The organism is Acuticoccus yangtzensis (assembly GCF_001927245.1).
Lineage (GTDB): Bacteria > Pseudomonadota > Alphaproteobacteria > Rhizobiales > Amorphaceae > Acuticoccus > Acuticoccus yangtzensis.
On sequence record NZ_MJUX01000017.1, the window covers coordinates 1 to 22,182 of the forward strand.

The following is a 22,182-nucleotide window of genomic DNA, read 5'->3' on the forward strand; positions in this document are numbered from 1 at the left end:
TCCGGCCTCCCATCCGGTCTCATGGGGGCCTGCGTCCCTTCGATCCGTCCCCTCCCGCGGCCGGCGGTTGTCGCCGCCGGCCGCGGCCCCATCCTGACGGCGGGGCCCGTCAACAGCAAAACACAAGGCGTCCCTTGTGCAGGGCCTCGACCGCAGGCAGAGCCAGTTCGTGATGGCCGGGTCCGGGGGACAGACCAAGCCTGTCCTTTGGTGGGTGCCCGAGCGCTCTTTTTCTTGGCCTATCGCGCTTCGCGCACCTTGAGGCCGGGTTGGAGCGACAGCGTGGCGTGGTCGCTGTCGCGCCTCGCGCTGCTCGAGGCCTGATGAGGGGACCATTCGTCGATGCTGCAGGGTGTGCCGTTCATCGTCTCCACCCATCACCGGTGCGGCATCGTCCTGATGCGCAACGTGTTCGAGGAGGTGTGTGCCGCGCCGGGGCTGAGCTTCTGCAAGGCGCCGGGACGGGACCGGGTGGTGCCGGAGGGCTTCGCCGTCGTCCAGGACAGCAACGCGCGGCTTCGGCGGCCCCGCGAGGCGGTCGGGATCCACCTCTTCCGCGATCCCTTCGACATGCTGATCTCGCACATCCGCCACGCGGAGACGACGCGGGACCCGGCGCAGCCCGCCAACAGGCTGAGGATGGCGGACGGGCGGCCCTACAAGACGCATCTTCTGGAGAGGCCGACCCTGGCGCAGAAGGCGATGTTCGAGATCGACCACATTTACGGCCGCACGCTGCGCGACATGATCGGCTGGGACTATGACGATCCGCGTTTCCTCAACATTGCGCTGGAGGCATTCGGGGAGGCGTTCGGGGAGGCGGGCATGGCGGCCGATATCGCGGCGGAGATCGGCCGGCGGTTCGCCGTCTTCCGGGGCCGGGAGGAACGGTTGGAGGCTGCGGTCCGCGCGGTCGCGGCGTCCGGATTGCGGGAACGGCGGACGATGCGGCCGGAGGGAGAGCGCGGGATCCACCTCTTGCCGCGGTGTGTGATCGCCCATCTGCACCGCGTGTTTCCGGGGCTCGGCGGGCTGGTCGCGCGGCTGGACGCCTGGCGCTTGCGCCCGCCCGGATGAGCGGAAAGCCGCCCGCACGGCGTTGTCCGGGACCGCCTCCGGCCTGAGCCAGCGCTTTCCGCTCGGCTTGGACCAACTGATGGACCAGGGCCATGCGGCGAGGAGCGTCGTGCAGCCGGCAGCAGGGCCACCGGCAAGGGGCGCGGCGTTGTCCGCAGTGCGGCCCTGTCCAGCCGAAGGGCGCCATCAGCACGCATCTGAGCGCCGACCCGAACAGAGGGGTGCGCTGAGGAGCGGGCACGTTTTCGTCCGCTCAAGCGCAATCGGCTTGAGCGGACGTGAGCTAGAGCAGCGGCGCCAGCAGGCGGGTGGCGGGGGCGAGCATGCGCACGAGGGGGGAGAAACCCTCATAGCCCTCTTCGGAGACGAGGGTGGAGCGGGCGAAGTCGGCCTCCAGCATCGCCGCCGTGTCGGCCGCGAAGTCCATGTCGAACAGCACCACCGTGTTCTCGAAATTGAGATGCAGCGAGCGGTTGTCGAAGTTCACCGTGCCGATGGCGGACACGTGGTCGTCCACCAGCATCACCTTCTGATGCATGAAGCCTGCGGTGTAGCGGTAGATCTTCACCCCCGCTTTGCGGATCTCGTCGGTGTAGGCGAACCCGGCCAGCCAGACGATGGTGTGATCCGGCTTGTCGGGGATCATCACGCGCACGTCGATCCCTTTGAGGGCGGCGAGCTTGAGGGCGGAGAGCACGTCGAGGTCGGGCACGAAATAAGGTGTGGTGAGCCACAGCCGGCTGGTGGCCGAGATGATGAGGTGCATCAGTGACAGCGAGCAAGCCGGCAGCGGGTCGGACGGCCCGGTCGGCAACAGCAGGACCGGCACTTCCAGCTCGTCCTCGCGCGGGGGGATGATGTCGTCGTGGGCGGTCGGGCGCTCGCCGCCCGCCCACAGCCAGTCGACGTCGAAGGCGGCCTGGGCGACGGCGGCGGCGGGGCCGGAGATCTCCACCGCGGTATCGCGCCAGTCGCCGAAGGAGGGGTCGAGGCCGAGATATTCGTCGGCGACGTTGGGGCCGCCGATGATGGCGCGGCGTCCGTCGGCGGCGACCAGCTTGCGGTGGTTGCGGTAGTTGAGGCGCAGCATCTTGGGCAGGCGCCGGGCGAGGTGGAATTCCTGCACGTCGACGCCGGCCTCGCGCAGCCCGTCCCAGTAGGCGGCGGGGACGCTGCGGGCGCCGATGCCGTCGTAGATGAGGCGGATGCGCAGGCCGTCGCGGGCGCGGGCGACGAGGGCGTCGTGGAGGCGGCGGCCGAGGCCGTCGTCGCGGAAGATGTAGAACTGGACGACGATGTCGTGGCGGGCGGCGGCGATGATGGCGAAGACGGCGTCGAAGACCTGGTCGCCGTCGACGAGGAGGCGGGGGCGGCCGGAATAGAGGATGGGGGCCGGGGAGAAGCGTTCCAGGACGCGCCAGGTGGGCGAGACGGGGGCGAGGGCTTCGGGCGAGATTTCGTGGGTGAAGAGGCCGGCATAGGCTTCGGCGCGCAGGGTGGCCTGATCGTCGTCGAACTCGCCGGGGCGGGGTGGGCCGATGAAGAGGTAGGCCGGCAGGGCGATCCACGGCATCAGCAGGAGGGCGATGGCCCAGGCGACGGCGCCTTGGGCGGTGTGGGCGTGCTGGGCGGCGCGCACGGCGGTGACGAGCCCTGCGACGACGGCGGCGATGTGCAGGACGGCGAAGATCCCGCCCCAGGCGAAGGGGCTCATGCGGCGCCGGCCCCAGCGCGGTCGGCCGCGCTTTCGGATAGAGCGCGGTCGGCCGCGCTTTCGGACAGGGCGCGGTCGGCCGCGCTTTCGGACAGGGCGCGGTCGGCCGCGCTTTCGGACAGGGCGCGGTCGGCCGCGCTTCCCGGCAGAGCGCGGTCGGCCGCGCTTCCCGGCAGAGCGCGGCCCGCCGCGCTGCCGGATGGAGCGCTGCCGGCTCCAGCGCGGTCGGCGGGGCCGGTGCGGTCGGTTGCTGCGGTGCGGGAGGAGGCCTCGGCGGTCACCTCGAGGTCGGCCCACAGAGGAAGATGGTCGGAGGCGCGGCGCGCCTCGCCTTCGCGCACGACGCCCTGGGCGATGAGGTCGATGCCACCGCTGAGGGCGATGCGGTCGAGCGCGGCGACGGGGCGTGTCGCATGGAAGGTGGGCTGCGGCGGCACCAGGCGGAAATGCGAGGCGAAGACGGCGATGCAGCCGGTCTGATGCTGCCAGTTGTTCATGTCGCCGGTGATGATGGTGGGCCGCTCCGGCAGCCTCTCCAGCGCTTCGACGATACGGTGGGCCTGGCGCACGCGCATGCCGCCGGTCAGCCCCAGGTGGGCGCCGACGATGCGCAGCCTATGGCCGTCCGCGACGATGTCGGCGGCGACGGCGCCGCGCGGCTCCAGCACGGGAAGCTCCAGGCGGTGGGTCTCCTCCACCTCGATGCCCTCGCGCACCAGGATGGCGTTGCCGTGCCAGCCGATGCCGCCGTCGTGGAGGGCGAGCGGTGCGGGTGTCCAGTGTGTTTCGGTGAGGTGGAGGTGGGAGAGTGCGGCGAGGCGTTTGCCGAAGCGGCGGTCGGCTTCCTGAAGGACGACGATGTCGGCGCCGAGCTCGTCGATCACGCCGACGACGCGCTCGGGTTTGCGCTTCCAGTCGAGGCCGACGCATTTGCGGATATTGTAGGTCGCCACCCGGATGCGCATGGTTCTGTTCTCCCGTTCCAGGGACAGATGTGGCGCGCTCCGGGCCCTGTGCCAGCGGCCAATCGATGTGATGGGCGGCGGACGCGTGGCACGAGGGATCGGCGGCCACCTGGCACGACGGACCGGTGGGTGCCCGGCGCGATGGGCCAGCAGCGGGCCGTGGCGCAGGTGCCCGGTGTGGCGGACCAGCGGGTGCTCAGGACGACGGACCGGCAGGTGCCCCGCGCGATGGGCGGCGGGCACCTAGACGACGGACCAGTTGGGACCCGGCGCGACGGACCGGCGGGCGTCCCGCACGACGAACCAGCGGACCACGGCGCGACGGGCCAGCGGGTGCCGGCGCCATCCTGCGGCCGCGGCGCTCCCGCCAGCGCCGGCGCAGCGGTCCAAGTCGGGGGTCTGCGGAGCCTGTTTTTCGGAGCCTGCCGTCGCAAGGCCGTCAGGACGCGGGCGGGTTCGGGGTGCAAGGGTTCAAGCGCAGCGGCCCTTGCGCTCCGGGCCCGTCCGCGTCAGGGCGTGCCGCGGCGATGGCGGGCTTCGAAAAACAGGCGGCCCCCCTGTTTTTTGGAGGGACCCGAGCCCCCTTCCGGCCTCGCCCGCCAGCACCGCCTCGCCCGCCAGCCCCGCCTCGACCGGCCCCACCTCATTCGGCCGCGGCCAGCACCTTGATGATCTCGCTCACCCGGTTGGCGAACATGTGGTGGTCGCGTGCCAGGGTGTGGCGTGCGTCCGCCCTGCTCGGGATGACGGACCAGTAGGTGCCCCCCGCAATGGGCGGCGGGCAACGGGAGTCGGGTAGTCGCAACGGCCCCGGCCAGCGGCGCGCGGTGCAATGCGGCGGGATGAGGCGCGGCGGCGGGTGCATGCCGCAGCCCCACAATCCGGCCAAGCGAAATCAATCATAAATTGATATTCGAGGAATCTCACCTTAAGATTTTCGCGGTGCGGCATGGCGACGGGCAGGCGGCGTGGAGGGAAATGCGAGAATGGGCGGAGGGCTCGACCCGAACCTGGCGGAGCCGCGGCCGGGCACCTCGCTCGGACGCCTCGCCGTGCGCGGCGGAGCGGCGGCGCTCTGCGCGCAAGGGCTCACCATCGCCGTCGAGCTCGCCACCATGGCGGTGCTGTCGCGCCTGCTCGCCCCGCGCGACTATGGACTGGCGGCGATGGCGGCCTCGGTGGTCGCCCTCGTCGGCCTGTTGCGCGACGCGGGGCTCGGCACCGCCCTCGTCCAGCGCGCCGAGATCGACGCGGACACCGCGAGCGGCGTCTTCTTCACCGGGGTCGCCCTGGCGGCGGGGCTGACGCTGGTCGCCTGCGCGGTCGCCCCGGCGGCGGCGGCGGCGTTCGGCGAGCCTCAGGTGGCGCCCCTCGTCATGGTCGGTGCGGCGCTGTTCCCGGTGGCGGCGCTCGGTACCGTGCACGGGGCGCTGCTCAGCCGGCAGATGCGCCTCGCCAGCCTGAACGCGGCGTCCCTCGCGGGGCTCGTCCTCTCCAGCGCGGCGATGATCGGCCTCGCCGCGGCGGGCGCCGGACCCTTCGCGCTGCTGGCGGGGAGTTTTGCCGGGACGCTGGTCCAGGTGGCGCTGGTGTGGCGGCTGGTGCCGTGGCGCCCGTCGCGGGTGCGGCGCTGGGACGGGGTGCGCGGCGCCCTCTCCTTCGGCGCCCCGCTCACCGCGACGAGCCTCGTCACCTACCTCAACCGGCAGTTCGACAATGTGCTGATCGGCTGGCGCTGGGGGCCGGGCGAGTTGGGGCTTTATAGCCGCGCCTACAGCATCCTCACCCTGCCCCAGTCGCTGGTGGCGGGGCCGATCTCGGCGAGCGTGGTGCCGGCCCTCGCCCGCCTCAAGGACGCGCCGGAGCGCTGGCGGGGCCTCGTGGAGGATGCGCTGCGCGTCACCTTCTGCCTCTCCTTCCTGGTGGCGGCTTTGATGGTGGCCAACGGGGGCGACATCATCGCCCTCCTCGCCGGGCCGGGGTGGGAGCGCGCGGCGGACATGGTGACGATCTTCGGTCTCTCCATGGCGGCGCGCACGGTGATGACGGCGAACCCGTGGATCTTCGTCTCGCTGGGGCGGACGCGGCGCATGCTGGGGCTGCAGTGCGCGACGCTGCCGGCTTTTCTGACCGGCATGGTGGCGGGGCTGCCGTTCGGAGCGGAGGGTGTGGCGCTCGGCTTCTCGCTCGCCCATGCGCTGGTGGCGGTGCCGTGCGTGGTGGTCGCGGCGCGGGGCAGTCCGATCGGCGCGGCGGCGATCCTGCGGCTTGCGGCGCCGCTCCTCGGCGTGGCGCTGGGGGCGGTCGGCCTGTCGCGGTTGCTGCGTGTTCCGGCGGCGGCGGGAGAGGTGTGGCCGTGTCTCCTCAACCTCGCGGCGACCGGGATTCTCTATGCGGTGGGGGCGGGTCTCGTCGTGCTTCTGGACCCCGCTTTCGGGCGGCTGCGCGGTCAGATGCGGGACGTGGCCGGGGCGCTGGTGCGGCGCGGCGTGGCGGCGGCCGCGGTGCGGAGGAAGGCGGCGTGAGGGCGCGGCGGGAGGGCGGCATCGGCGGCGTGAGAGCACCGCGGCAGAGCGGCGGCGGCGTTGAAAGCGCGGCTGAAGCGGGCGGTGGCGGCGGCCAAGAGGGCGTCCGTGAACAGGGGGGCGGCGGGATGACGCCCTTGACGAAGGCGAGCGACGGGGCGGCGCGGCAAAGCGGTGCCGGCGGCGCGAGGGCACCGCGGCAGAGCGGCGGCGGCGTGAAAGCGCGGCTGAAGCGGGCGGTGGCGGCGGCCAAGAGGGCGTCCGTGAACAAGGGGGCGGCGGGATGGCGCCCTTGACGAAGGCGAGCGGCGTGAGGGCGCGGCAAAGCGGTGCCGGCGGCGTGAGGGCGCGGCTGAGGCGGGCGGCGGGGGTGTGGCTGGGGGGGATCGTGCGCCGCGCCCTCGCCACCCTGGCGCGGGCCGAGGCGGAGGCGCTCAGGGGCGCGTTCCAGGGCTGCGGCGAGGGGGTGGAGATCCACCCCAGCGTGACGATCCTGGAACCGGGCGGGCTCAGCCTCGGCAACAACGTCTTCATCGGCGAGGACAGCGTTCTGCATGCCGAGGGCGGGCTGCAGATCCGTGACAACGTGCACATCTCGCGCCGTGTGGTGATCTACGCCTCCGACCACGAATTTCGCGCGGGCATCGCACCGACCGGCGAGACGCGGGGCGGTGCGGCATGGAGCGCGGTGCAGGCAAGCACGGCGCGGGCGGACCCGGCGCAGGTGAGCGCGGTGCAGGCAAGCATGGCGCGGGCGGACCCGGCGCAGGTGGGCGTCGTGCAGACAAGCACGGCGCGGACGGACCCGGTGCGGGTGGGCGCGGTGCAAGCGGGCGTGGCGCAGGCGAGCACGGCGCGGGCGGACCCGGTGCGGGTAGACGTGGCGCACGGGGGCCCGCCACAGGCGGCCACGGTGCGGCCGGTTGCGACAGAGACGGGCGCGGCAGAGATGGGCGCGGCAGAGGGGGGCACCGCCGAGGCGGGCGCGGCAGAGGTGAGCGAGGCGTTGCCGTTCGGGCCGCGCCGGCGCTGGCGCCAGGTGGTGATCGGCCGCAACGTGTGGATCGGCATGAACGCGATGATCCTGCCGGGGGTGCGGATCGGCGACAATGCGATCGTCGGCATGGGGGCGGTGGTGGCGCGCGACGTGGCGCCCGGCGAGATCGTCGGCCAGGGACCGCACCGGGTGCTGGGACGACGCGATCCTGCGGCGAGCGCGGCATCGGAGGCGTCCGCCCATTATGGCGGGCGAGCCGGCCGGCCGCTCGCCCCGGAGGCGGTCGCCGCCTTCCGCCGCACCGGGCGCGCGGCTCTGCCGCCGATGGTGTTCGTCGCCACCACCGGGCGCGCCGGCTCCAAGACGCTCGCCACATGGCTCGCCGGCCACCCGCGGATCGACGCCCGCCACGAACCGCGCCTGCAGCTGATCGCCTGGTCGACCGACTATGCCGAAGGGCGCATCGACCGCGCCGCCCTGACCGCGCGCCTCGCCGACCTCCTGCTCGACGGCACGGTCTATGAAACGGGCAGGATCCGCGTGGAGGTGGACCAGAAAATCTACAACCTCATCCCGCTGCTGGCCGAGATCGTTCCGGAGGCGCGCTTCGTCTGGCTGGTGCGCTCGGCGGAGGCGGTGGTGGCCTCCACCACCGGGCGCGGCTGGTACGCGGACGGCCCCGGCATGCAGCAGGCGCTTGACATCGCCTGGTATTATGAGGGGTTCCGGGTGCAGGGGGACAAGGTGTGGCCGCCCGTCCCCGGCTGGGGGGCGATGACGCCCTTCGCCAAGAACGCCTGGTATTGGGGCCACGTGAACGGGGTGATCCGGCAGGCGTTCGCGGCGCTTCCTGCGGAGCGGCGGATGGTGCTGCGGCTTGAGGATCTGGCGCGGCAGGCGGGCCCTCTCGCCGCTTTCCTGGGGGTGGAGGCGCTGGCGGGACCGGTTCCGTCGGTGAACGGGGCGATCCATGGGCGCCATCTGGCCGCCGCCTGGAGTGCCGAGGAACGGGCCGCCTTCCGCACCTGGTGCGCGCCTTTGATGGACGTCCTCTATGGCGGCGGCCGTGCCGACGAACCGGGGGCAGGCACGCCGGGGGTAGCCATGCCGGGCGCGCACGCGCCGAGGGTCGCCAGACCCGAGGCCGGACACGCCGAGTGCTGAGACGCCGTTGCTGACATGCCGAGAACGGGCACGCCGGCGTGGACGGGCGGCAGTGGACGGACCCTGGATGGGCGCGGGATAAAGGCCGCGCCTTATGGGTGGCCTGTCGCGACGGGCGCCGCCGCGGCGAGGAGGGGTTCCCCTCCTCGCGCTCCTCTCCGCCTCGCCGGCTGGCAGCCGTTCAGTCCTGAAGAAGGACTGAAGCGGCAGCGCCAAGGCTGGGTCGGACCAGGACAGCGTCAAGCACCCGTCCTCCCCATGCTCGCCCCGAAGAGGGGCTGCGCGTGGGTCCGGGCGGGAGCTTGACCCTGACCCGGCCCTCAAACGGAAAAAGGTCGATGGAGAGGCGTGGCGCTCTCAGGAGAATGCGCCGCATCGACAGGATGTATGACGCCCAGCCTCCGCCCCTCTCATCCCCGTTGAGGGACGGGGACTAATCCCCCAGCGTCACGCTCCATGCGACTATCCGGGCTAGGGTGCGCCGGGTTCCGCGCCACCCCGAACGCCTTAAGGCACACCGTCCGCGGGACGTCTTCGGATGTCGTCCGCGGGGCGCCTTCGGGCGTCGTCCGCGGGACGCCTTCGGGTGTCGTCTGCGGGGCGCCTTCGGGCATCGTCCGCGGAGCGCCTTCGGGCATCGTCCGCGGGGCGCCTTCGGGTGTCGTCCGCGGGGTGCCTGCGGGCGTCGTCCGCGGGACGCCTTCGGGCGTCGTCCGCGGGACGCCTTCGGGCATCGTCCGTGGGGCGCCTTCGGGTGTCGTCCGCGGGGGGCCTTCGGGCGTCGTCCGCGGGACGCCTTCGGGCGTCGTCCGCGGAGCGCCTTCGGGTGTCGTCTGCGGGGTGCCTTCGGGCGCCGTTATCGGGCGCCCGTGCGCCCTGCCCTCTCCCGGGCGCGCATCCCCTGGCGGCAAGCCGGGGAACGGCGCGCCCCTTCCCCCATCCTTGGCCAACCCGGCAGCACCTCCTGCGCTGCTGCTCGCTGGCGGCCATTATCAGCGAGACGCTCAGTTATGCTGCTTCAGATCGGAATGTCGCTCGGCGCCGGAACACGGGCGCCGGCAAGCCCGCTCGTCTTCCTCCTCGCGGGCCAGTCGAACATGATCGGACGCGCCAGCTTCGACGGCGGCGCCACCTACCCGGCCGGCACGCTCCAATGGACCCAGGCCGGCGCCCTCACCCCCGCCGTCTCCCCTCTCGACCACGTCGACGAAGACCCCGGCGACATGGGCCTCGCCCTCCAGTTCGCCATCGAGAAGGGCGCGCTCCCCCCACTTATCCTCGTCCCCGCCGCCCGCAGCAGCACCGGATTCTCCGACAACCGCTGGAACCCCGGCGACGACCTCTACGCCGCCGCCGTCACCCGCACCAACGCGGTGATGGCCGCCAACCCGTCCTTCACCTTCGGCGGCATCCTCTGGCACCAGGGCGAGAAGGACTCCCAGGCCTCCGGCCCCGCGGCCGCCTATCAGGCCAAACTCGACGCGATGCTGACGGCCATGCGCGGTGACATCACCGCCGCAACCGCCACGACGCCGATCGTCCTCGGCCGCCTCCTCCCCGCCGTCTTCGCCAAGAGCGGCTATGCTTTTGCGGGAAGCGTCGACGCGGTGATCGCCGATACGCCGAACCGCGTGCCCTTCACCGCCGTCGCCTCCGCCGCGGGGCTGACGAGCGGCACCGGCGCAGGCGCCCCCGCCGACGACCTCCACTTCGACGCCCCCTCTCTGCGCACGCTGGGCACCCGCTACGCCGCCGCCCTCGGCGCGGCCGCAGCCAACGCCCCCGCGGTGCCGGACCAGGTGACGGGCCTCACCGTGACCCCCGGCGATACCGAGAACGCCCTCGCCTGGAGCGCCCCGGCGGCCAACCACTCGCCCATCAGCGATTATGTGATCGAAGTGTCGGTGAACGGCGGGGCGACCTGGGCCGTGGTGGCGGACGGCACCGGAACGGCCACCGGCGCCGTCCACACCGGCCTCACCAACGGCGTGACCTACACCTACCGCGTGGCGGCGGTGAACGGGATCGGCACCGGACCCGCCTCGGCGGCAGCGGCGGGAACCCCCGCTTTACCCCCCGGCCGCACGGTCACCGCCTTCGCCCATGCTGAGAGCGGCTCCACCCCCGCGACGCGCACCTTCACCTTCCCCGGCGTCACGGTGGCGGCGGGTTCGGTCGTCGTCGGCGTGTGCGGGCGCGGCTCGCCGGACGGGGCGGTCGCCTCCGTCACCGTGGGCGGCGTCGGCGCCACCAAGGTCGGCAACGTCCAGGAGAACATCAACGATATCGGCCTGTGGATCGCCGAGGGCGTGACGGGGACAAGCGCATCCATCGTCGTCGACTGGGGATCGGGCAACACCGTCGACCGCTGCGGCGTCGCGGCCTGGTCGGTGTCCGGCGCGCCGGGGGCGGCGGACTGCACCTTCGCCGGGTCAGGCGCGTCCGGAACCGGCCTCTCCAGCCGAACCACCAGCATCGACGTCGCCGAGGACGGCCTCCTCCTCGCCTACACGCAGATGATCCAGGGCGGCGGCGATCCGCAGGTCGCCGCGTGGACCGGCGTCACCGGGCGACTGCCGGGGACCGCAGTCAGCCCCGGCTTCAACCACGCCGCCGCCGACCACGCGGTGACGTCGGGCGAGACCGGGCGGACGGTCACCGCGACCTATGCCGCGGCCTACAACTATCCCCACCTCGTCCTCTGCCACGTCGCTCCGGAGTGACGGATGCAGGAGTGACGGCGCGAGAGTGAAGCGCGCCGCGTCTCAGGCGGCGGCGCGCTGCCGGCGCAGCACCGTGGCGAGCAGATTGGCATAGCCCTTCGCATCGTCCAGCGCGTCGTGGGTGTGCGGCACGTCGCCGAACCAGGCGTCGGGCAGCCGGCCGCGATGCGCCTCCAGGAAGGGCCGCCCCGTCACCCCCATGACGAGGGACGGCAGGTCGATCCCGGTTTTCGCGAACAGCGGCGTCTTGTGCGTCGCATGGTCGAACAGGCGCACGTCGGTGAAGAGGCCGAGATAGCGGTCCACCCACGCCCCGTCGAAGATCACCGGATGGGCGACGAAGATCGCCGGCGCCTTCAAGCCCTCCACGAAGGCGACGAAACGCGCCATCACCTCCGCCGGCGGCTGCGGATCGCGGCGGATGGCGGCGTAGGCCTCGGGCGCCTCCGCCTCGAACCAAGCGAGGGTGCGCGGGTTCGGCGCCGTCTCCGGCCGCGGGGCGAGGTTCTGCGCGAACGTCCCCGCCTCGGCGAGCGTCGCCGCGTCGACCGCGACCGCCGCCAGGCACAGCATCGAATTGGCGAACGGGTCCGGCCCGTCCGCCTCGATATCGACGACGACGTAGGTGCCCTGCTGCGTCATCACCGCGTCCGCCTCACAGCCGGGCTTCTCAGGGCCGAGCCTCTCACCGTCGCGCTTCTCACTGCCGGGCTTCTCACGGTCGGGCCAGGGGCGTCAGCACCTGGTGGATCACCCGCCCGTCGAACATCGCCAGCAGGCCCTTGGTGGCCTCCAGCGAGCGCTGCCGCTCCGGCGAGGCGAGCGCGGCCTGAAGCGCCGCTTCATCGGCGAAGTCGAACGAGGTGACCAGCGGATAGGTCTTGCCGATCTCCGGCGACTGCGCGGTCAGGACGCCGAGCCGCTGCAGGCCCGGAAAAGCCTGCCACACCGGCAGCATCGTCTCCCACACATAGGCGTAGAAGGCCGCCTCCTCGCCGGGCTTGATGGTGCCGTCGAACAAACCGATGCGCGTGATCATGTGGTGTCCTCAATGTCGGGCGGGGTCGGAAGAGAAAGGCTTAGGCGTCGCCGTCGGAGCCGGGCCCGGTGTCGCCGCGCAGCCCTTTAGCCGAACCCGGCAGATAGACCGGCTCCTTCGGATGCGCCGCCTCCCACGCCTCCTGCACGCAGTCATAAAGCCCCTGGCCGATGTCGATATATTCGGTCGGCACCAGCTTCTTGGAAAGCCGCGGGGCGAAGCTGTAGGGCGTCATCAGATAATGCCCCTCCGGCTCCCCCTCCTTGAAATCCAGGCTGATCGGCTCCGGCACGATCTCCGCGATCATCCGCGCGATGTCCTTCACCCGCACCTTCTCCTGGCCGGTGATGAGAAGATGCGCCCCAGCATAATCGGGGTCCAGCGTGCGCACCGTCAGCGTCGCGGCGTCGCGCGCATGGATCACGTCGCGCAGCGCCTCGCCCGAGCCCGGATAGGAGATCGCCTTCTCGCGGATCGCCGACGTCACCATCGCGTGGATGCGGTTCGTCCCGCCCGAGCGGCGGCCGTAGAGCGTACCGTAACGCAGGATGGTGAAGGCGAGGCCGCGCTCCTGGGCGTAGGTCTCCACGAACCCCTCGCACGCCTGCTTTGAGGCGCGGTAGAAGCCCCCCATGTCGGAATAGACGTAGACGGTGGAGGCGAAGAGATAGCGCTTCACCCCCGCCTCTACCGCCGCCTCCAGCGTGTTCACCGTGCCCATCACGTTGACCTCGGCGGTCTTCACCGGGTCCACACCCGCCGCGCCGATGTCGGCGATGCCGGCGAAATGCGCCACCACGTCCGCCCCCGCGAAGGCGTCCTTCAGCGCGCCGACGTCGGAGAGGTCGCCCGTCACCATGGTCTGGCCCTGCGCCAGGAAGGGCGAGGGCTTCAGGTCGTAGACGGTGACGGCGTAGCCCGCCTCGCTGAAGGCGTCGGCCACATGGCTGCCGAGGAAGCCGGACCCGCCGGTGACGACCGCCTTCTTCATGCCGCCTCGCCCGTCACGAAGGCGGTCAGACCCGTGAGGTCAGCGTGGGTGACGGTGCCTTCGGGGAAGCGGTTCACCCCGCCCGGCGCAACGATGCCGAGGAAGCGCGTGCCCGCCGCGACCGCCGCCGCGTGGTCGGCCGTGGCGTCGCCCACCATCAGGATCTCGTCCGGCGCGAACCCTTCGGCGATGCGCATCCTCAGCGCCTCGGTCTTGCTGGTGGGAACGCCGTGGATGGAGGTGAAATAGCCCGCGAGGCCGCGCGCCTCGACGATCTCGGTGAGCTCCCCCTGCGGCGTCGCCGACGCCATGTGGAGCGGCATCCGCGCCGACAGCGCCGCGAGAGCCTCCCGCGCCCCGGCGATCTCCGGCACCCGCTTGACCTCCTCCTTCACCCTGTCGCCGAACCTGCGGCCGAGCTCCACGATGGTGGCGTCGTCGGCAGGACCGTCGATCAGATCGCGCTGGAAGTGGCGGAATTTATCCGCGCGGGGCATGCCCCCGTGTGCCTCGTGAAAAGCGCGAACCTTCGCCGTGACCACGTCGCCATGGTCGGCATAGAGCGCCACGAACGCATCCCCCTTCACGTGGTTGCTGTCGACGATCACACCGTCGAAGTCGAACACGACGGCTTTGATGGGGAAGGTCATCGCATTGTCCCGTGGGCAGAGGAAAGACGAGGCGCCGCGGCCTCCGGCGGGCTCGGGTCCCACCAACGGTCAGGGCCCGCCTGACCGCCGGAACCGCCATCACCCTGCACCGCGTGGCAGACCCGGCGGCACCTTGCCAAGGACAAGCGGCTAAAGCCGGCCTTCGGCTCCTTGGCAAGGCACCACCGGGCCCGCCAAGGGATTTGGGCGACGGCGGCTCCGACGGTCAGGCTCCGAGGGGCACTGCGTGGGCCGCCGGGCGGAGGGGCGCGCATCACAGAAGGCCGAGCTTCTCGAGGTCGGCGACGAGGTTGTCCAGCGCCTCTTTTTCTTGCAGCGAACGGCTTTCCGCCGCGTAAGAGCCCATGTGCGCCGTCACCGTCACACTGTCGAGACGGGACAGCGGACCCGCATAAGGCTCCTCGGCGAAGACGTCGAGCGCCGCACCCGCCAGCATGCCGCCCTCCAGCGCCGCCAGCAGCGCACCCTCATCGACGAGATCGCCGCGCGCCGTGTTGACGAGGATCGCCCCCGGCTGCATCCGCGCGATCTCCTTCGAGCCGAGCCGCACCGAACCCGGCGCCGCATGCAGCGTCACCACGTCCGACTGAGCCAGAAGCGTGTCCAGAGGGACGAGCTCGACACCCCGCTCGGCCGCCATCTCGGCCGAGGCGAAGGGGTCGGCGGCGAGACGGCGGGCGCCGAACGGGGCGATCAGCTCGGCCACCCTCTGGCCGATCCGCCCGAAGCCGACGATCCCCACTGTGCGCGCCCCCAGAAGACCCCCGGACAACGCCGTCCAGGACCCCGCGCGGATCAGCCGGTCGGCCTCGGCGATGCGCCGCAGCGCGTTCAGGATGTGGCCGAGCGTCAACTCCGCCACCGCCAAGGCCGGGGCGCCCGGCGTGTTGGAGACGGCGATGCCGCGCGCCTCGGCCGCCTTGAGGTCCACCGAATCGAGCCCGGTGCCGCACCGCGCGATCACCTTCAAGGACGGCGCCGCCGCCATCGCAGCGGCGGTCAGAGGCTCCACCCCGGCGACGATGCCGATCGGATCGTGCTTCTTGAAGAGGGCGATCGCGTCCGCCTCCGTCAGACGCCGCCCCAGCGGGCTGAACAGAACGTCGTGACCCGCCGCCTTCAGCCGCGCGACCGCGTCGTTGCGGCGCTCGCGGAAGGACGAGGTGGTGGTGAGGATCTTGCCCATCAGGCCGCGACCTCGCCCCGCTGGATCGCCTTTTCCAGCAGCGCCTCGGCGAGGTCGAAGTGCTGGATCTCGTCGATGTCGACCGCCTCGATATAGTCCATCATCAGCATCTTCGGCGCGGTGCCGATGCGGTGATGGCGCTTGTCGAAGCTTTTCTTGGTGAAGACGTAGAGGTTGGAGTTCTCCTCCAAGAGCGGCGGCAGATCCTGGGTCGGCAGAAGCTCGTCCGGATTGTGGTTCACCGGCCGCCCGTCGGACCAGAAGAAGCGCGTCTGCCAGCGGGTGACGGCGAACAGGCTGTCGTGATCGCCCGGCGCGCGGTAGTCGGCGAGGCCCTTCTCCACCGTCGCCGGCTTCAACAGCGGGTTGGTGGAATGGGACTGCACGAAGGTGGCTCCCGGCTCGAGCTGCGCCATGGCGTTGTCGAGGATGGCGTTCATCGGCACCTCGTCGCCGTGCAGACGCTCGGGGCGGCGCAGCACCTGAAGGTCCGGGAAGTGCGTCGCCACGTCGGCGGCGATCTCGTCCGCGTCGGTCTCGATGACGACGCGGTCGATGCCGTTCACCGCCATCAGGGTGCGGGTGATCCAGTGATAGAGCGGCCGGCCGCACATCGGCTTCAGGTTCTTGCGGGGGACGCGCGCGGAATGGCCCTTCATGGGCACGATGGCGATGGTGGTCATGGTGGCTCTCAGGCGGGCGGGTTTTCGGCGCGCAGATCGTCGAAGTGGGTGGTGGTCTCGGCGACCGCCTTGGCGAAGAGCAGCATGTCGGTGCCGTAAGCGATGAAGCGGTAGCCTTCCGCCACGCGCTGGCGCAGCCCCTCGCGCCCCGGATGCACCACGTGGAGCCCGGCCGGCTTGTCGTGGTCCTTGACCACGGCGGCGATGCGGCTGAGGGCGGCGGCGACCTCCGGATCGTCGAAATTGCCGGGTTTGCCGAAGGAGGCGGAGAGGTCGTAGGGGCCGACGAGGAAGCCGTCGACACCGTCGACGTCGAGGATCGCCTCGAGATTTTCCGCGCCGCGCCAGTGCTCGATCTGGACGATGAGGACGAGTTCGTCGTTGCTGGTGTCGCGGTAGGTCTCGAAGTCGAGGCCGAAGCCCTGGGCCCTGGCGAGGCCGACGCCGCGGTTGCCGCGGGGCGCATAATAGACCGCGTCGCGGGCGCGCTCGGCCTGCTCCACCGTCTCCACCATGGGGCAGATGATGCCGTTGGCGCCGGCGTCGAGGGCGCGTTTGGCGTAGAGCGGGTCGTGGCCGGAGACGCGCACCAGAGTGGGTTTGCCGGCGAGCTGGCTGATCTGGATGGAGTTCAGGAGCTCGTGGGTGCCGATGGAGGTGTGCTCCATGTCGATGGCGCAGAAATCGAAGGCGGCGCGGGCCTGGATCTCGGTGGTCTGGGGATAGCCGAGCTGGTTCCAGGAGCCGAACAGCAGGTCTTTGGCGGCGAGGCGTCGTTTCAAGGAGCGGGGGTCGGGCACGTCTCACCTAAAGATCGTTGGGCGGGCGGGCCGCCATGCGTCGGGGGGCGGACGGGCCGCCGTTGGGGATCGGCGAGCCTGCACGCGAGTGTACGGCGGACCGGCCGCGCGGGATGGGAGACGGCCCGGCGCGTCGGGACGTGGCGGGGGTCTCTCACCCTGCGGTTTGGAGCTTGTTCGGCGGGCAGCGTCAAGTGTGCAGGCGGGGTGATCGCGGTGTGGTCGGCGGGCTGAACGGCGAAAGGCGCCGCCCTATCAGGGAGCGGCGCCTTTGGCGTGGAGGTGGGGCGGTCCAGGCGGGAGGGCTCCGGCCTCAGTAGCAGACCTTCTCCTTGGTGACGACGTAGGCGCCGCGGCGGTTGGACCAGCGCTCGGTGCGCTCGATGTGGCAGCGGCGGCGGCTTTCGCGGACGGGGCGGACCTCGCCGTGATCGTCGCGGTAGCCGCGGTGGCGGCGGGGTTCCTGATAGGTGCCGGAGGCCACGGCGGCGGCGCCGATGGCGAAGGCGCTGAGGCCGATGATGGCGGCGGCGGCGTTGCGGCCGTTGCGGTTGCCGACGGTTTCGATGCTGCCTTGGGTTTCGATCTTGGCGCCCAGGTTGAGCGGCGCTGCGGTGGCGGGGGCGGTCGCGGCGACGGCGGTCAGCGTCATCACGATGGCGGTGGAAGCGGCGATGAAGGTCTTGTTCATGGGGTCGTTCCTCTTCGTGTGCTCTGGGGTGTGGCGTCCTGCCGACACACTGAAGATGGCTGCCTCCTCGCCCCCCTGCCGTGCCCGCCAGCACAGGGGCGAACCGAGCATGAAATTGCGCCCGCCACCCCTTCACATCCCCCCCTCTTCAGTGAGGCGCCACGTCCTGCCGCGTCCCATCCATCACGGCGGTGCCGCGTCTCGCGTCACAGGAAGGGGGTGCCGCTGGTCTGTCCTCTGGAGCCGGCCGTCGCGAACGCCAGCCGGCCTGCGGTCGAGGTTCTGCACAAGGGCGCAGAGCCGAAGGCGTCCCTTGTGCAGGGCCTCGACCGCAGGCAGAGCCAGTTCGTGATGGCCGGGTCCGGGGGACAGACCAAGCCTGTCCTTTGGTGGGTGCCCGAGCGGGGTTTGTTTGGCCTACCGCGCTTTGCGCTGCTCGAGGCCGGGTCAGTGCCAGTCGTTGAAGAGTTGGGTCTGGCGGGCGGAGGCTTTTTGGCGGCAGAAGCCGATGAAGGCGCCGTCGGGGCGGTCGGGTACGCGGCCGGTGGAGCGCACCCAGTCGTTCCACTCCGCCTCGAGCTCGGCGAGAGGGATCCCCTTTTCGGCGGCGATGGCCTGGGCCTTGTCGAGGGTGGCCGGTTTCAGCGGGATGCGGCCCTCGAACGGGGCGGCCTTCACCGTCTCAAAGATGGCGAGATCGTCTTCCAGGCGCACCTTGTAGTCGGGGATGTGGCCGTCGCGGATGATCTCTTTGAGGAAGAAGCGGAATTTCTTGGGCGGCGCGTTGGAGCCGACCTTCTGCTGCAATTTGCCGATGCCGATGCGGAAGGATCCGCCGGAGCCCGGGCGGCCGCGGCGCGGCTCACCGGCGTGTTTGCGAGCGAGTTCGTAGATCCGCCGCTCGAGGGGCCGGCGCAGGCGGAAATATTGCGGGTTGATGGTGAGCACCTCCATCCCCTTCACGGCGCGGAAGGTCCAGTCGGAAACGCGGATGCGCACCTTGGTCATGCGGCCGAAGGGGTTGGTTTTGCCGTCGCGGCCTTTGCGGTCGATCTCGAATTCTTCGATGAGGCCGAAGCCGCGGGTCTGGAGATGGTCGCCGGTCTTGATGTCGGTGAGGATGACGGTGCCTTTGAGGCGCACCAGGGCGTCCTCGAAGCGCTGGTAGCTTTCGCGGTTGGTGCGCCAGTTGGTGGCGACCATGACCTCGTGGGCGGTGAGTTCGACCCAGGGGGTGATCTCGCCGCCGGCGTTCAGCTCGTGCACCAGTTTGGAGATGCAGTAGAGCAGGATGTCCTTGTCCATGATGGTGGCGAGGCCGCGTCCGGAGGGGACGACGCGCAGTCGTGCATCGCCGTGCTCGTACGACAGTTCGCGCATATCGGGCTTCACCGAGAGGGAGAAGACCGGGTGCTCCATGGACGCCATGTCGTCCTTGGGCGCGGCATCGGCCACGTCCAGGATGAAGAAATCGCGGTTCGGATGCCGGTCCGGCAGAAGCTGTCCCATGGGGAAGAGGTACCACGATTCGTCGATTGAGGAACCGCCATTCGTCGATCCAGGAACCCGAAGTTCGTCGTTTTAGGAACCGGGGTTCGTCGATCAGGGAACCGGCGAGGGGGTGAAAGACCCGATCGGGGGGTTTTGGGCAAGGGTGGAGGGACCGGGAACGGGGTGTTCGATGGGGTGATCCCCACCTGCGATTCGGATTCGCCCCTTTGGGAACCGGGATTCGCCCCTTTGGGAACCCTGGATTCGCCCCTTTAGGAACCCGGATTCGCCCCTCTAGGAACCGAAGCCTCGAAATTAACCATCTTTTTGGATGTTGAATCAGCGGCTTAGCGAAACGGTCCGAGCCCCGTAACACTCACTAACTTAGATTCTAACTCTGATAACACTGGCGCACGGCGCGATTCGCGCGATCGAATCACCCTCAAGGTGTCGCAAGTGGAACGTCTGCAACCGCTCGGAATCCGATTCGCGGTGCCGATTCGGATTCATCAATGAATCTTCAAGTCCGGATTGCTTAAACTTGTCGGGACCCAAGTAAGGCTTGGGAAAGCGGCATGATTTGATTCCGAAGCGAATCGGGTTACAGAAATCGCGTCGCAACCGCGGCCCGCATCGGCGATCCGGTCCCCCAGAGGGACGGTCGGTGCGGCACCATCCCCGCCCGTTTCGGCCTCGGCTGGATGGACGGGATCGTCATCAGGGTTTCGCCGGGCCCCGCAAGGCTGAATCAGCTGCGCGGATGCCGTCAGAGACGATCGTCGCTGTCGGCCTTGGCGAAGACGCTTTTGACATCGAAGAGGACCGCATGCGGAGTGCCGAACGCCCGGATCGCCGCGGGTCCCAGATCGACGAAGACGCCGTGCGCCACGGCGAGAATGATCGCGTCGTAGACACTGGACTGCGGGGTCTCGGCCAACATCGTCACGCCGTAGGTGCGTTCGGCCTCGGCCGGATCCACCCACGGATCCCACACGTCGACCTCGGCCGACATCGCCTGCAATTCGGCGATGACGTCGATGACGCGCGTGTTGCGAAGGTCAGGACAGTTTTCCTTGAAGGTGAGGCCCATCACCAGGATGCGGCTCGCCACGACGGGAAGGCGCCGGCCCATCATGAGGCGGGCCACGCGGGCCGCCACATGCGCGCCCATGCCGTCGTTGATGCGCCGGCCGGCGAGGATGACGTCGGGGTGGTAGCCGACCTCCTGGGCGCGGGAGGTCAAGTAATAAGGGTCAACGCCGATGCAGTGGCCGCCCACCAGGCCGGGCGAAAACTTGAGGAAGTTCCACTTGGTGCCGGCGGCGTCGAAGACTTCGCGGGAATCGAGGCCGAGCCGGTGGAAGAGGATGGCGAGCTCGTTCATCAGCGCGATGTTGAGGTCGCGCTGGGTGTTCTCGATGACCTTGGCGGCTTCGGCGACTTCCAGAGAGGGGGCGCGGTGGGTGCCGGCGGTGACCACGGCGCGGTAGAGGGCGTCGACGCGTTCGGCCGCTTCAGGGCTGGAGCCCGAGGTGACCTTGACGATGGTGTCGAGCCGGTGCGCCTTGTCGCCCGGATTGACCCGCTCGGGACTGTAGCCGACGGCGAATCCTTCGTCGAGGCGCAGGCCGGACTCGGCCTCCAGGATGGGCACGCAGACCGCGCGCGTGCAGCCCGGAAAGACGGTGGATTCGTAAACGACGAGGGGCATCGGACCCGCCGCGTTCAACGCACGGCCGACCGTACTCTCTCCCAACGCACGGCCGACCGTACTTTCGCGTAACGCACGGCCGACCGTGCGGGATGCCGCCTCCAGGAGCGACAGATCGGGCCGCTTGGCCCCGTCGACCGGGGTCGGCACGGCGACGATGAAGACCGAGGCCCGGCGCAGCGCCTCGGGGTCGGCGGTGAAGGTGAGGTTCGCGGCGCCGGAGAGCGCCTCGGCGTCGACCTCGCGGGTGATGTCGTGGCCGGCGGTGAGGTCGGCGACGCGCCGGGCATCGACGTCGAAGCCGATGACGGGGCGCACTGCGGCGAAGGCGACGGCGAGCGGCAGGCCGACATAGCCGAGGCCGATGACGGCGAGGAGACCTTCTTGCGCACCGGATGTCTCTGTTGCGGACGTCTCAGCGGTCACGTGGGACGCCATGTTGCGGCGCTGCAGCGCCCGCCGGACAGATCTTCATGCCACGTCTTCTCTCGATTGCTCGCCGGCCCGGCATGTCCGCGGGCCTTCAAAGCGCGGCTCTTAAAGAAGCCGGCCATTGGTGTACACAGCGGGATTACCGCCGCCGCCTTCGCACTGCTCGAAGCGGGCGACCATGCTCGCGGTGGATCGAAGAACCTCGCGCGGTCATGTCTTGGAGCCCATTCATCGGGGCGCTGCGTTCCGCCGCGTCACAGGAGGGGGTGCCGCTTTGGTCTGTCCTCTGGAGCCGGCCGTCGCGGACGCCAGCCGGCCAGCAGACGGGGTCCCTGCACAAGGGCGCAGAGCCGAAGGCGTCCCTTGTGCAGGGACCCCGTCTGCTGGCAGAGCCAGTTCGTGATGGCCGGGTCCGGGGGACAGACCAAGCCTGTCCTTTGGTGAGTGCCCGAGCGGGGTTTTTCTCGGCCTATCGCGATTCGCGCTACTTGAGGCGCTTTTCTAGCCTACCGCGCACCGCGCACCTTGAGGCTGGGTTTCAGCTCCATTGGGCGCTTTCGGGCGTCGTCCAGGCGGCGAGGCGGGCTTCGACCTCGGCAGCGCGGGGAAACTCGGCATAAAGGCGCTCCGCCACCTCTTTCGACAGGAGGCTCTTGGCGGGAGCGGCTCCGGGCTGGCGCGTCCCATGGCTCTGCTTGATGTGCTCGGCCTTGCTGACGAAGTGCAGGACGGCCCCTTTCAGGATCTCCGCGTGGCGTCCGAACAGCGCGAAGCGCGCGGCGATCGCCTCCGCGGCGCGCCCGGCCGGCTCCGGTTCCAGGAAGACATCGAGCGGCAGGTTCAAAAAGCGCGGGTTGTCGTAGTCGAAGGCGAGCATCGTGCGCAGCGTGCGTCCGCAGACATGGTCGAGCTCGAACATCGCCTTGGCGGTGAGGTCCGGCAGCGCGCACAGGTGCTCCTTGTAGGTGCGCCCGTCGGCCATGCGCTCGGCATTGGGCGGTTCGGTCGGGCTCATCGTCTTCTCGTGGTAGCGCACGTGCGAGACCAGGAGGTCGAAGGGGTCGCGCACCAGATGGATCCCCTCCCCCGCCAGGGCGAGAGGGCTGCGCGAATGGGCATCCTGGACGATGTCGCACTCGGCCGGGGCCGCCGCAGGATCGCCTTTGAAGAAGGTGTGCGGGGCGAACTTCGTGTAGCGGGTGAAGATGTTGCGCATCAGCACCGTGCCGCACCTGTGGTGGGTGCAGACGTAGACGGGGTGCGATGGGGCGACGTCCGGCACGCGATATCCTTCGATCAGGCGGGGGCGAGGGAGAGGGGGG

The 22,182-nt window shown here is 70.4% G+C and carries 17 protein-coding genes and 1 pseudogene; 4 read left to right on the forward strand and 14 right to left on the reverse strand.

What is annotated here, in order from left to right; genetic code table 11:
* The first annotated feature begins 342 nt into the window (after positions 1-342).
* Positions 343-1,077, forward strand: a complete 735-nt coding sequence (locus tag BIX52_RS21945) for a hypothetical protein (RefSeq protein WP_075223250.1) — start codon at positions 343-345, stop codon at positions 1,075-1,077.
* A gap of 283 nt (positions 1,078-1,360) precedes the next feature.
* On the opposite strand, the gene cls is transcribed toward BIX52_RS21945, so the two are convergent.
* The 3 genes from cls to BIX52_RS23380 form a co-directional block, all read right to left on the reverse strand.
* On the reverse strand, positions 1,361-2,791 hold the full coding sequence (gene cls / locus BIX52_RS21950; RefSeq protein WP_075223251.1) for a cardiolipin synthase: 1,431 nt from the start codon (positions 2,789-2,791) through the stop codon (positions 1,361-1,363).
* Positions 2,788-3,756 carry an endonuclease/exonuclease/phosphatase family protein gene (locus BIX52_RS21955; RefSeq protein ID WP_075223252.1) on the reverse strand — a complete coding sequence of 323 codons (969 nt, stop codon included), beginning with the start codon at positions 3,754-3,756 and terminating at the stop codon, positions 2,788-2,790. The genes cls and BIX52_RS21955 overlap by 4 nt, the downstream gene beginning before the upstream one ends.
* A 643-nt stretch (positions 3,757-4,399) precedes the next feature.
* Positions 4,400-4,561 (reverse strand): hypothetical protein, encoded by a 162-nt coding sequence (locus tag BIX52_RS23380; protein ID WP_157956298.1) that lies wholly within the window; start codon positions 4,559-4,561, stop codon positions 4,400-4,402.
* 181 nt (positions 4,562-4,742) lie between these two features.
* Here BIX52_RS23380 and BIX52_RS21965 point away from each other — a divergent pair, with 181 nt between their 5' ends.
* The 3 genes and pseudogenes from BIX52_RS21965 to BIX52_RS21980 all read left to right on the forward strand — a co-directional run bounded on the left by BIX52_RS21965 (position 4,743) and on the right by BIX52_RS21980 (position 11,165).
* Positions 4,743-6,281: a lipopolysaccharide biosynthesis protein gene (locus BIX52_RS21965; RefSeq protein WP_075223254.1), complete on the forward strand. Its 1,539-nt coding sequence runs from the start codon at positions 4,743-4,745 to the stop codon at positions 6,279-6,281.
* Between the two features lie 1,042 nt (positions 6,282-7,323).
* Positions 7,324-7,482 (forward strand): annotated as a pseudogene (locus tag BIX52_RS24135) (DapH/DapD/GlmU-related protein); the annotation flags it as partial.
* A 1,970-nt stretch (positions 7,483-9,452) separates the two neighbouring features.
* Positions 9,453-11,165 carry a sialate O-acetylesterase gene (locus BIX52_RS21980; RefSeq protein WP_075223257.1) on the forward strand — a complete coding sequence of 571 codons (1,713 nt, stop codon included), beginning with the start codon at positions 9,453-9,455 and terminating at the stop codon, positions 11,163-11,165.
* A 42-nt stretch (positions 11,166-11,207) separates the two neighbouring features.
* Here the strand turns inward: BIX52_RS21980 and BIX52_RS21985 are convergent, their stop codons facing one another.
* The 11 genes from BIX52_RS21985 to BIX52_RS22035 all read right to left on the reverse strand — a co-directional run bounded on the left by BIX52_RS21985 (position 11,208) and on the right by BIX52_RS22035 (position 22,142).
* Positions 11,208-11,807, reverse strand: a complete 600-nt coding sequence (locus tag BIX52_RS21985) for a 3'-5' exonuclease family protein (protein ID WP_075223258.1) — start codon at positions 11,805-11,807, stop codon at positions 11,208-11,210.
* 73 nt (positions 11,808-11,880) lie between these two features.
* Positions 11,881-12,204 (reverse strand): putative antibiotic biosynthesis monooxygenase, encoded by a 324-nt coding sequence (locus BIX52_RS21990; RefSeq protein ID WP_075223259.1) that lies wholly within the window; start codon positions 12,202-12,204, stop codon positions 11,881-11,883.
* A gap of 40 nt (positions 12,205-12,244) precedes the next feature.
* On the reverse strand, positions 12,245-13,195 hold the full coding sequence (locus tag BIX52_RS21995; RefSeq protein ID WP_075223260.1) for an NAD-dependent epimerase/dehydratase family protein: 951 nt from the start codon (positions 13,193-13,195) through the stop codon (positions 12,245-12,247).
* On the reverse strand, positions 13,192-13,845 hold the full coding sequence (locus BIX52_RS22000; RefSeq protein WP_075223261.1) for an HAD family hydrolase: 654 nt from the start codon (positions 13,843-13,845) through the stop codon (positions 13,192-13,194). The genes BIX52_RS21995 and BIX52_RS22000 overlap by 4 nt, the downstream gene beginning before the upstream one ends.
* Positions 13,846-14,119: 274 nt before the next feature.
* Positions 14,120-15,052: a phosphoglycerate dehydrogenase gene (locus BIX52_RS22005; protein ID WP_075223262.1), complete on the reverse strand. Its 933-nt coding sequence runs from the start codon at positions 15,050-15,052 to the stop codon at positions 14,120-14,122.
* On the reverse strand, positions 15,052-15,735 hold the full coding sequence (locus tag BIX52_RS22010; RefSeq protein WP_075223263.1) for an acylneuraminate cytidylyltransferase family protein: 684 nt from the start codon (positions 15,733-15,735) through the stop codon (positions 15,052-15,054). Before BIX52_RS22010 ends, BIX52_RS22005 begins: the two co-directional genes overlap by 1 nt.
* Positions 15,736-15,743: 8 nt before the next feature.
* A complete protein-coding gene (locus BIX52_RS22015) occupies positions 15,744-16,517 on the reverse strand; it encodes an HpcH/HpaI aldolase family protein (RefSeq protein WP_205647886.1) in 774 nt (257 codons plus the stop codon).
* Between the two features lie 331 nt (positions 16,518-16,848).
* The gene (locus tag BIX52_RS22020; protein WP_075223264.1) at positions 16,849-17,226 is read right to left on the reverse strand and encodes a hypothetical protein; all 378 of its coding nucleotides are present in this window, start codon (positions 17,224-17,226) and stop codon (positions 16,849-16,851) included.
* 447 nt (positions 17,227-17,673) lie between these two features.
* Entirely contained in the window at positions 17,674-18,735 is a 1,062-nt protein-coding gene (locus tag BIX52_RS22025; protein WP_075223265.1) for a replication initiator protein A, read from the reverse strand.
* 748 nt (positions 18,736-19,483) lie between these two features.
* Positions 19,484-20,854, reverse strand: coding sequence for a nucleotide sugar dehydrogenase (locus tag BIX52_RS22030; RefSeq protein ID WP_245803273.1), 1,371 nt, complete (start codon positions 20,852-20,854; stop codon positions 19,484-19,486).
* A 544-nt stretch (positions 20,855-21,398) separates the two neighbouring features.
* Positions 21,399-22,142, reverse strand: a complete 744-nt coding sequence (locus BIX52_RS22035) for a hypothetical protein (RefSeq protein WP_075223267.1) — start codon at positions 22,140-22,142, stop codon at positions 21,399-21,401.
* Between the last annotated feature and the right edge of the window lie 40 nt (positions 22,143-22,182).

Coding starts and splice junctions, on each gene's coding strand:
- BIX52_RS21985 (WP_075223258.1), bottom strand. CDS start 11,807: ATGACGCAGCAGGGCACCTACGTCGTCGTCGATATCGAGGCGGACGGG.
- BIX52_RS21995 (WP_075223260.1), bottom strand. CDS start 13,195: ATGAAGAAGGCGGTCGTCACCGGCGGGTCCGGCTTCCTCGGCAGCCAT.
- BIX52_RS22020 (WP_075223264.1), bottom strand. CDS start 17,226: ATGAACAAGACCTTCATCGCCGCTTCCACCGCCATCGTGATGACGCTG.
- BIX52_RS21990 (WP_075223259.1), bottom strand. CDS start 12,204: ATGATCACGCGCATCGGTTTGTTCGACGGCACCATCAAGCCCGGCGAG.
- BIX52_RS21980 (WP_075223257.1), top strand. CDS start 9,453: ATGCTGCTTCAGATCGGAATGTCGCTCGGCGCCGGAACACGGGCGCCG.
- BIX52_RS21955 (WP_075223252.1), bottom strand. CDS start 3,756: ATGCGCATCCGGGTGGCGACCTACAATATCCGCAAATGCGTCGGCCTC.
- BIX52_RS21945 (WP_075223250.1), top strand. CDS start 343: ATGCTGCAGGGTGTGCCGTTCATCGTCTCCACCCATCACCGGTGCGGC.
- BIX52_RS22000 (WP_075223261.1), bottom strand. CDS start 13,845: ATGACCTTCCCCATCAAAGCCGTCGTGTTCGACTTCGACGGTGTGATC.
- BIX52_RS22010 (WP_075223263.1), bottom strand. CDS start 15,735: ATGACCACCATCGCCATCGTGCCCATGAAGGGCCATTCCGCGCGCGTC.
- BIX52_RS21965 (WP_075223254.1), top strand. CDS start 4,743: ATGGGCGGAGGGCTCGACCCGAACCTGGCGGAGCCGCGGCCGGGCACC.
- BIX52_RS22005 (WP_075223262.1), bottom strand. CDS start 15,052: ATGGGCAAGATCCTCACCACCACCTCGTCCTTCCGCGAGCGCCGCAAC.
- BIX52_RS22025 (WP_075223265.1), bottom strand. CDS start 18,735: ATGGGACAGCTTCTGCCGGACCGGCATCCGAACCGCGATTTCTTCATC.
- cls (WP_075223251.1), bottom strand. CDS start 2,791: ATGAGCCCCTTCGCCTGGGGCGGGATCTTCGCCGTCCTGCACATCGCC.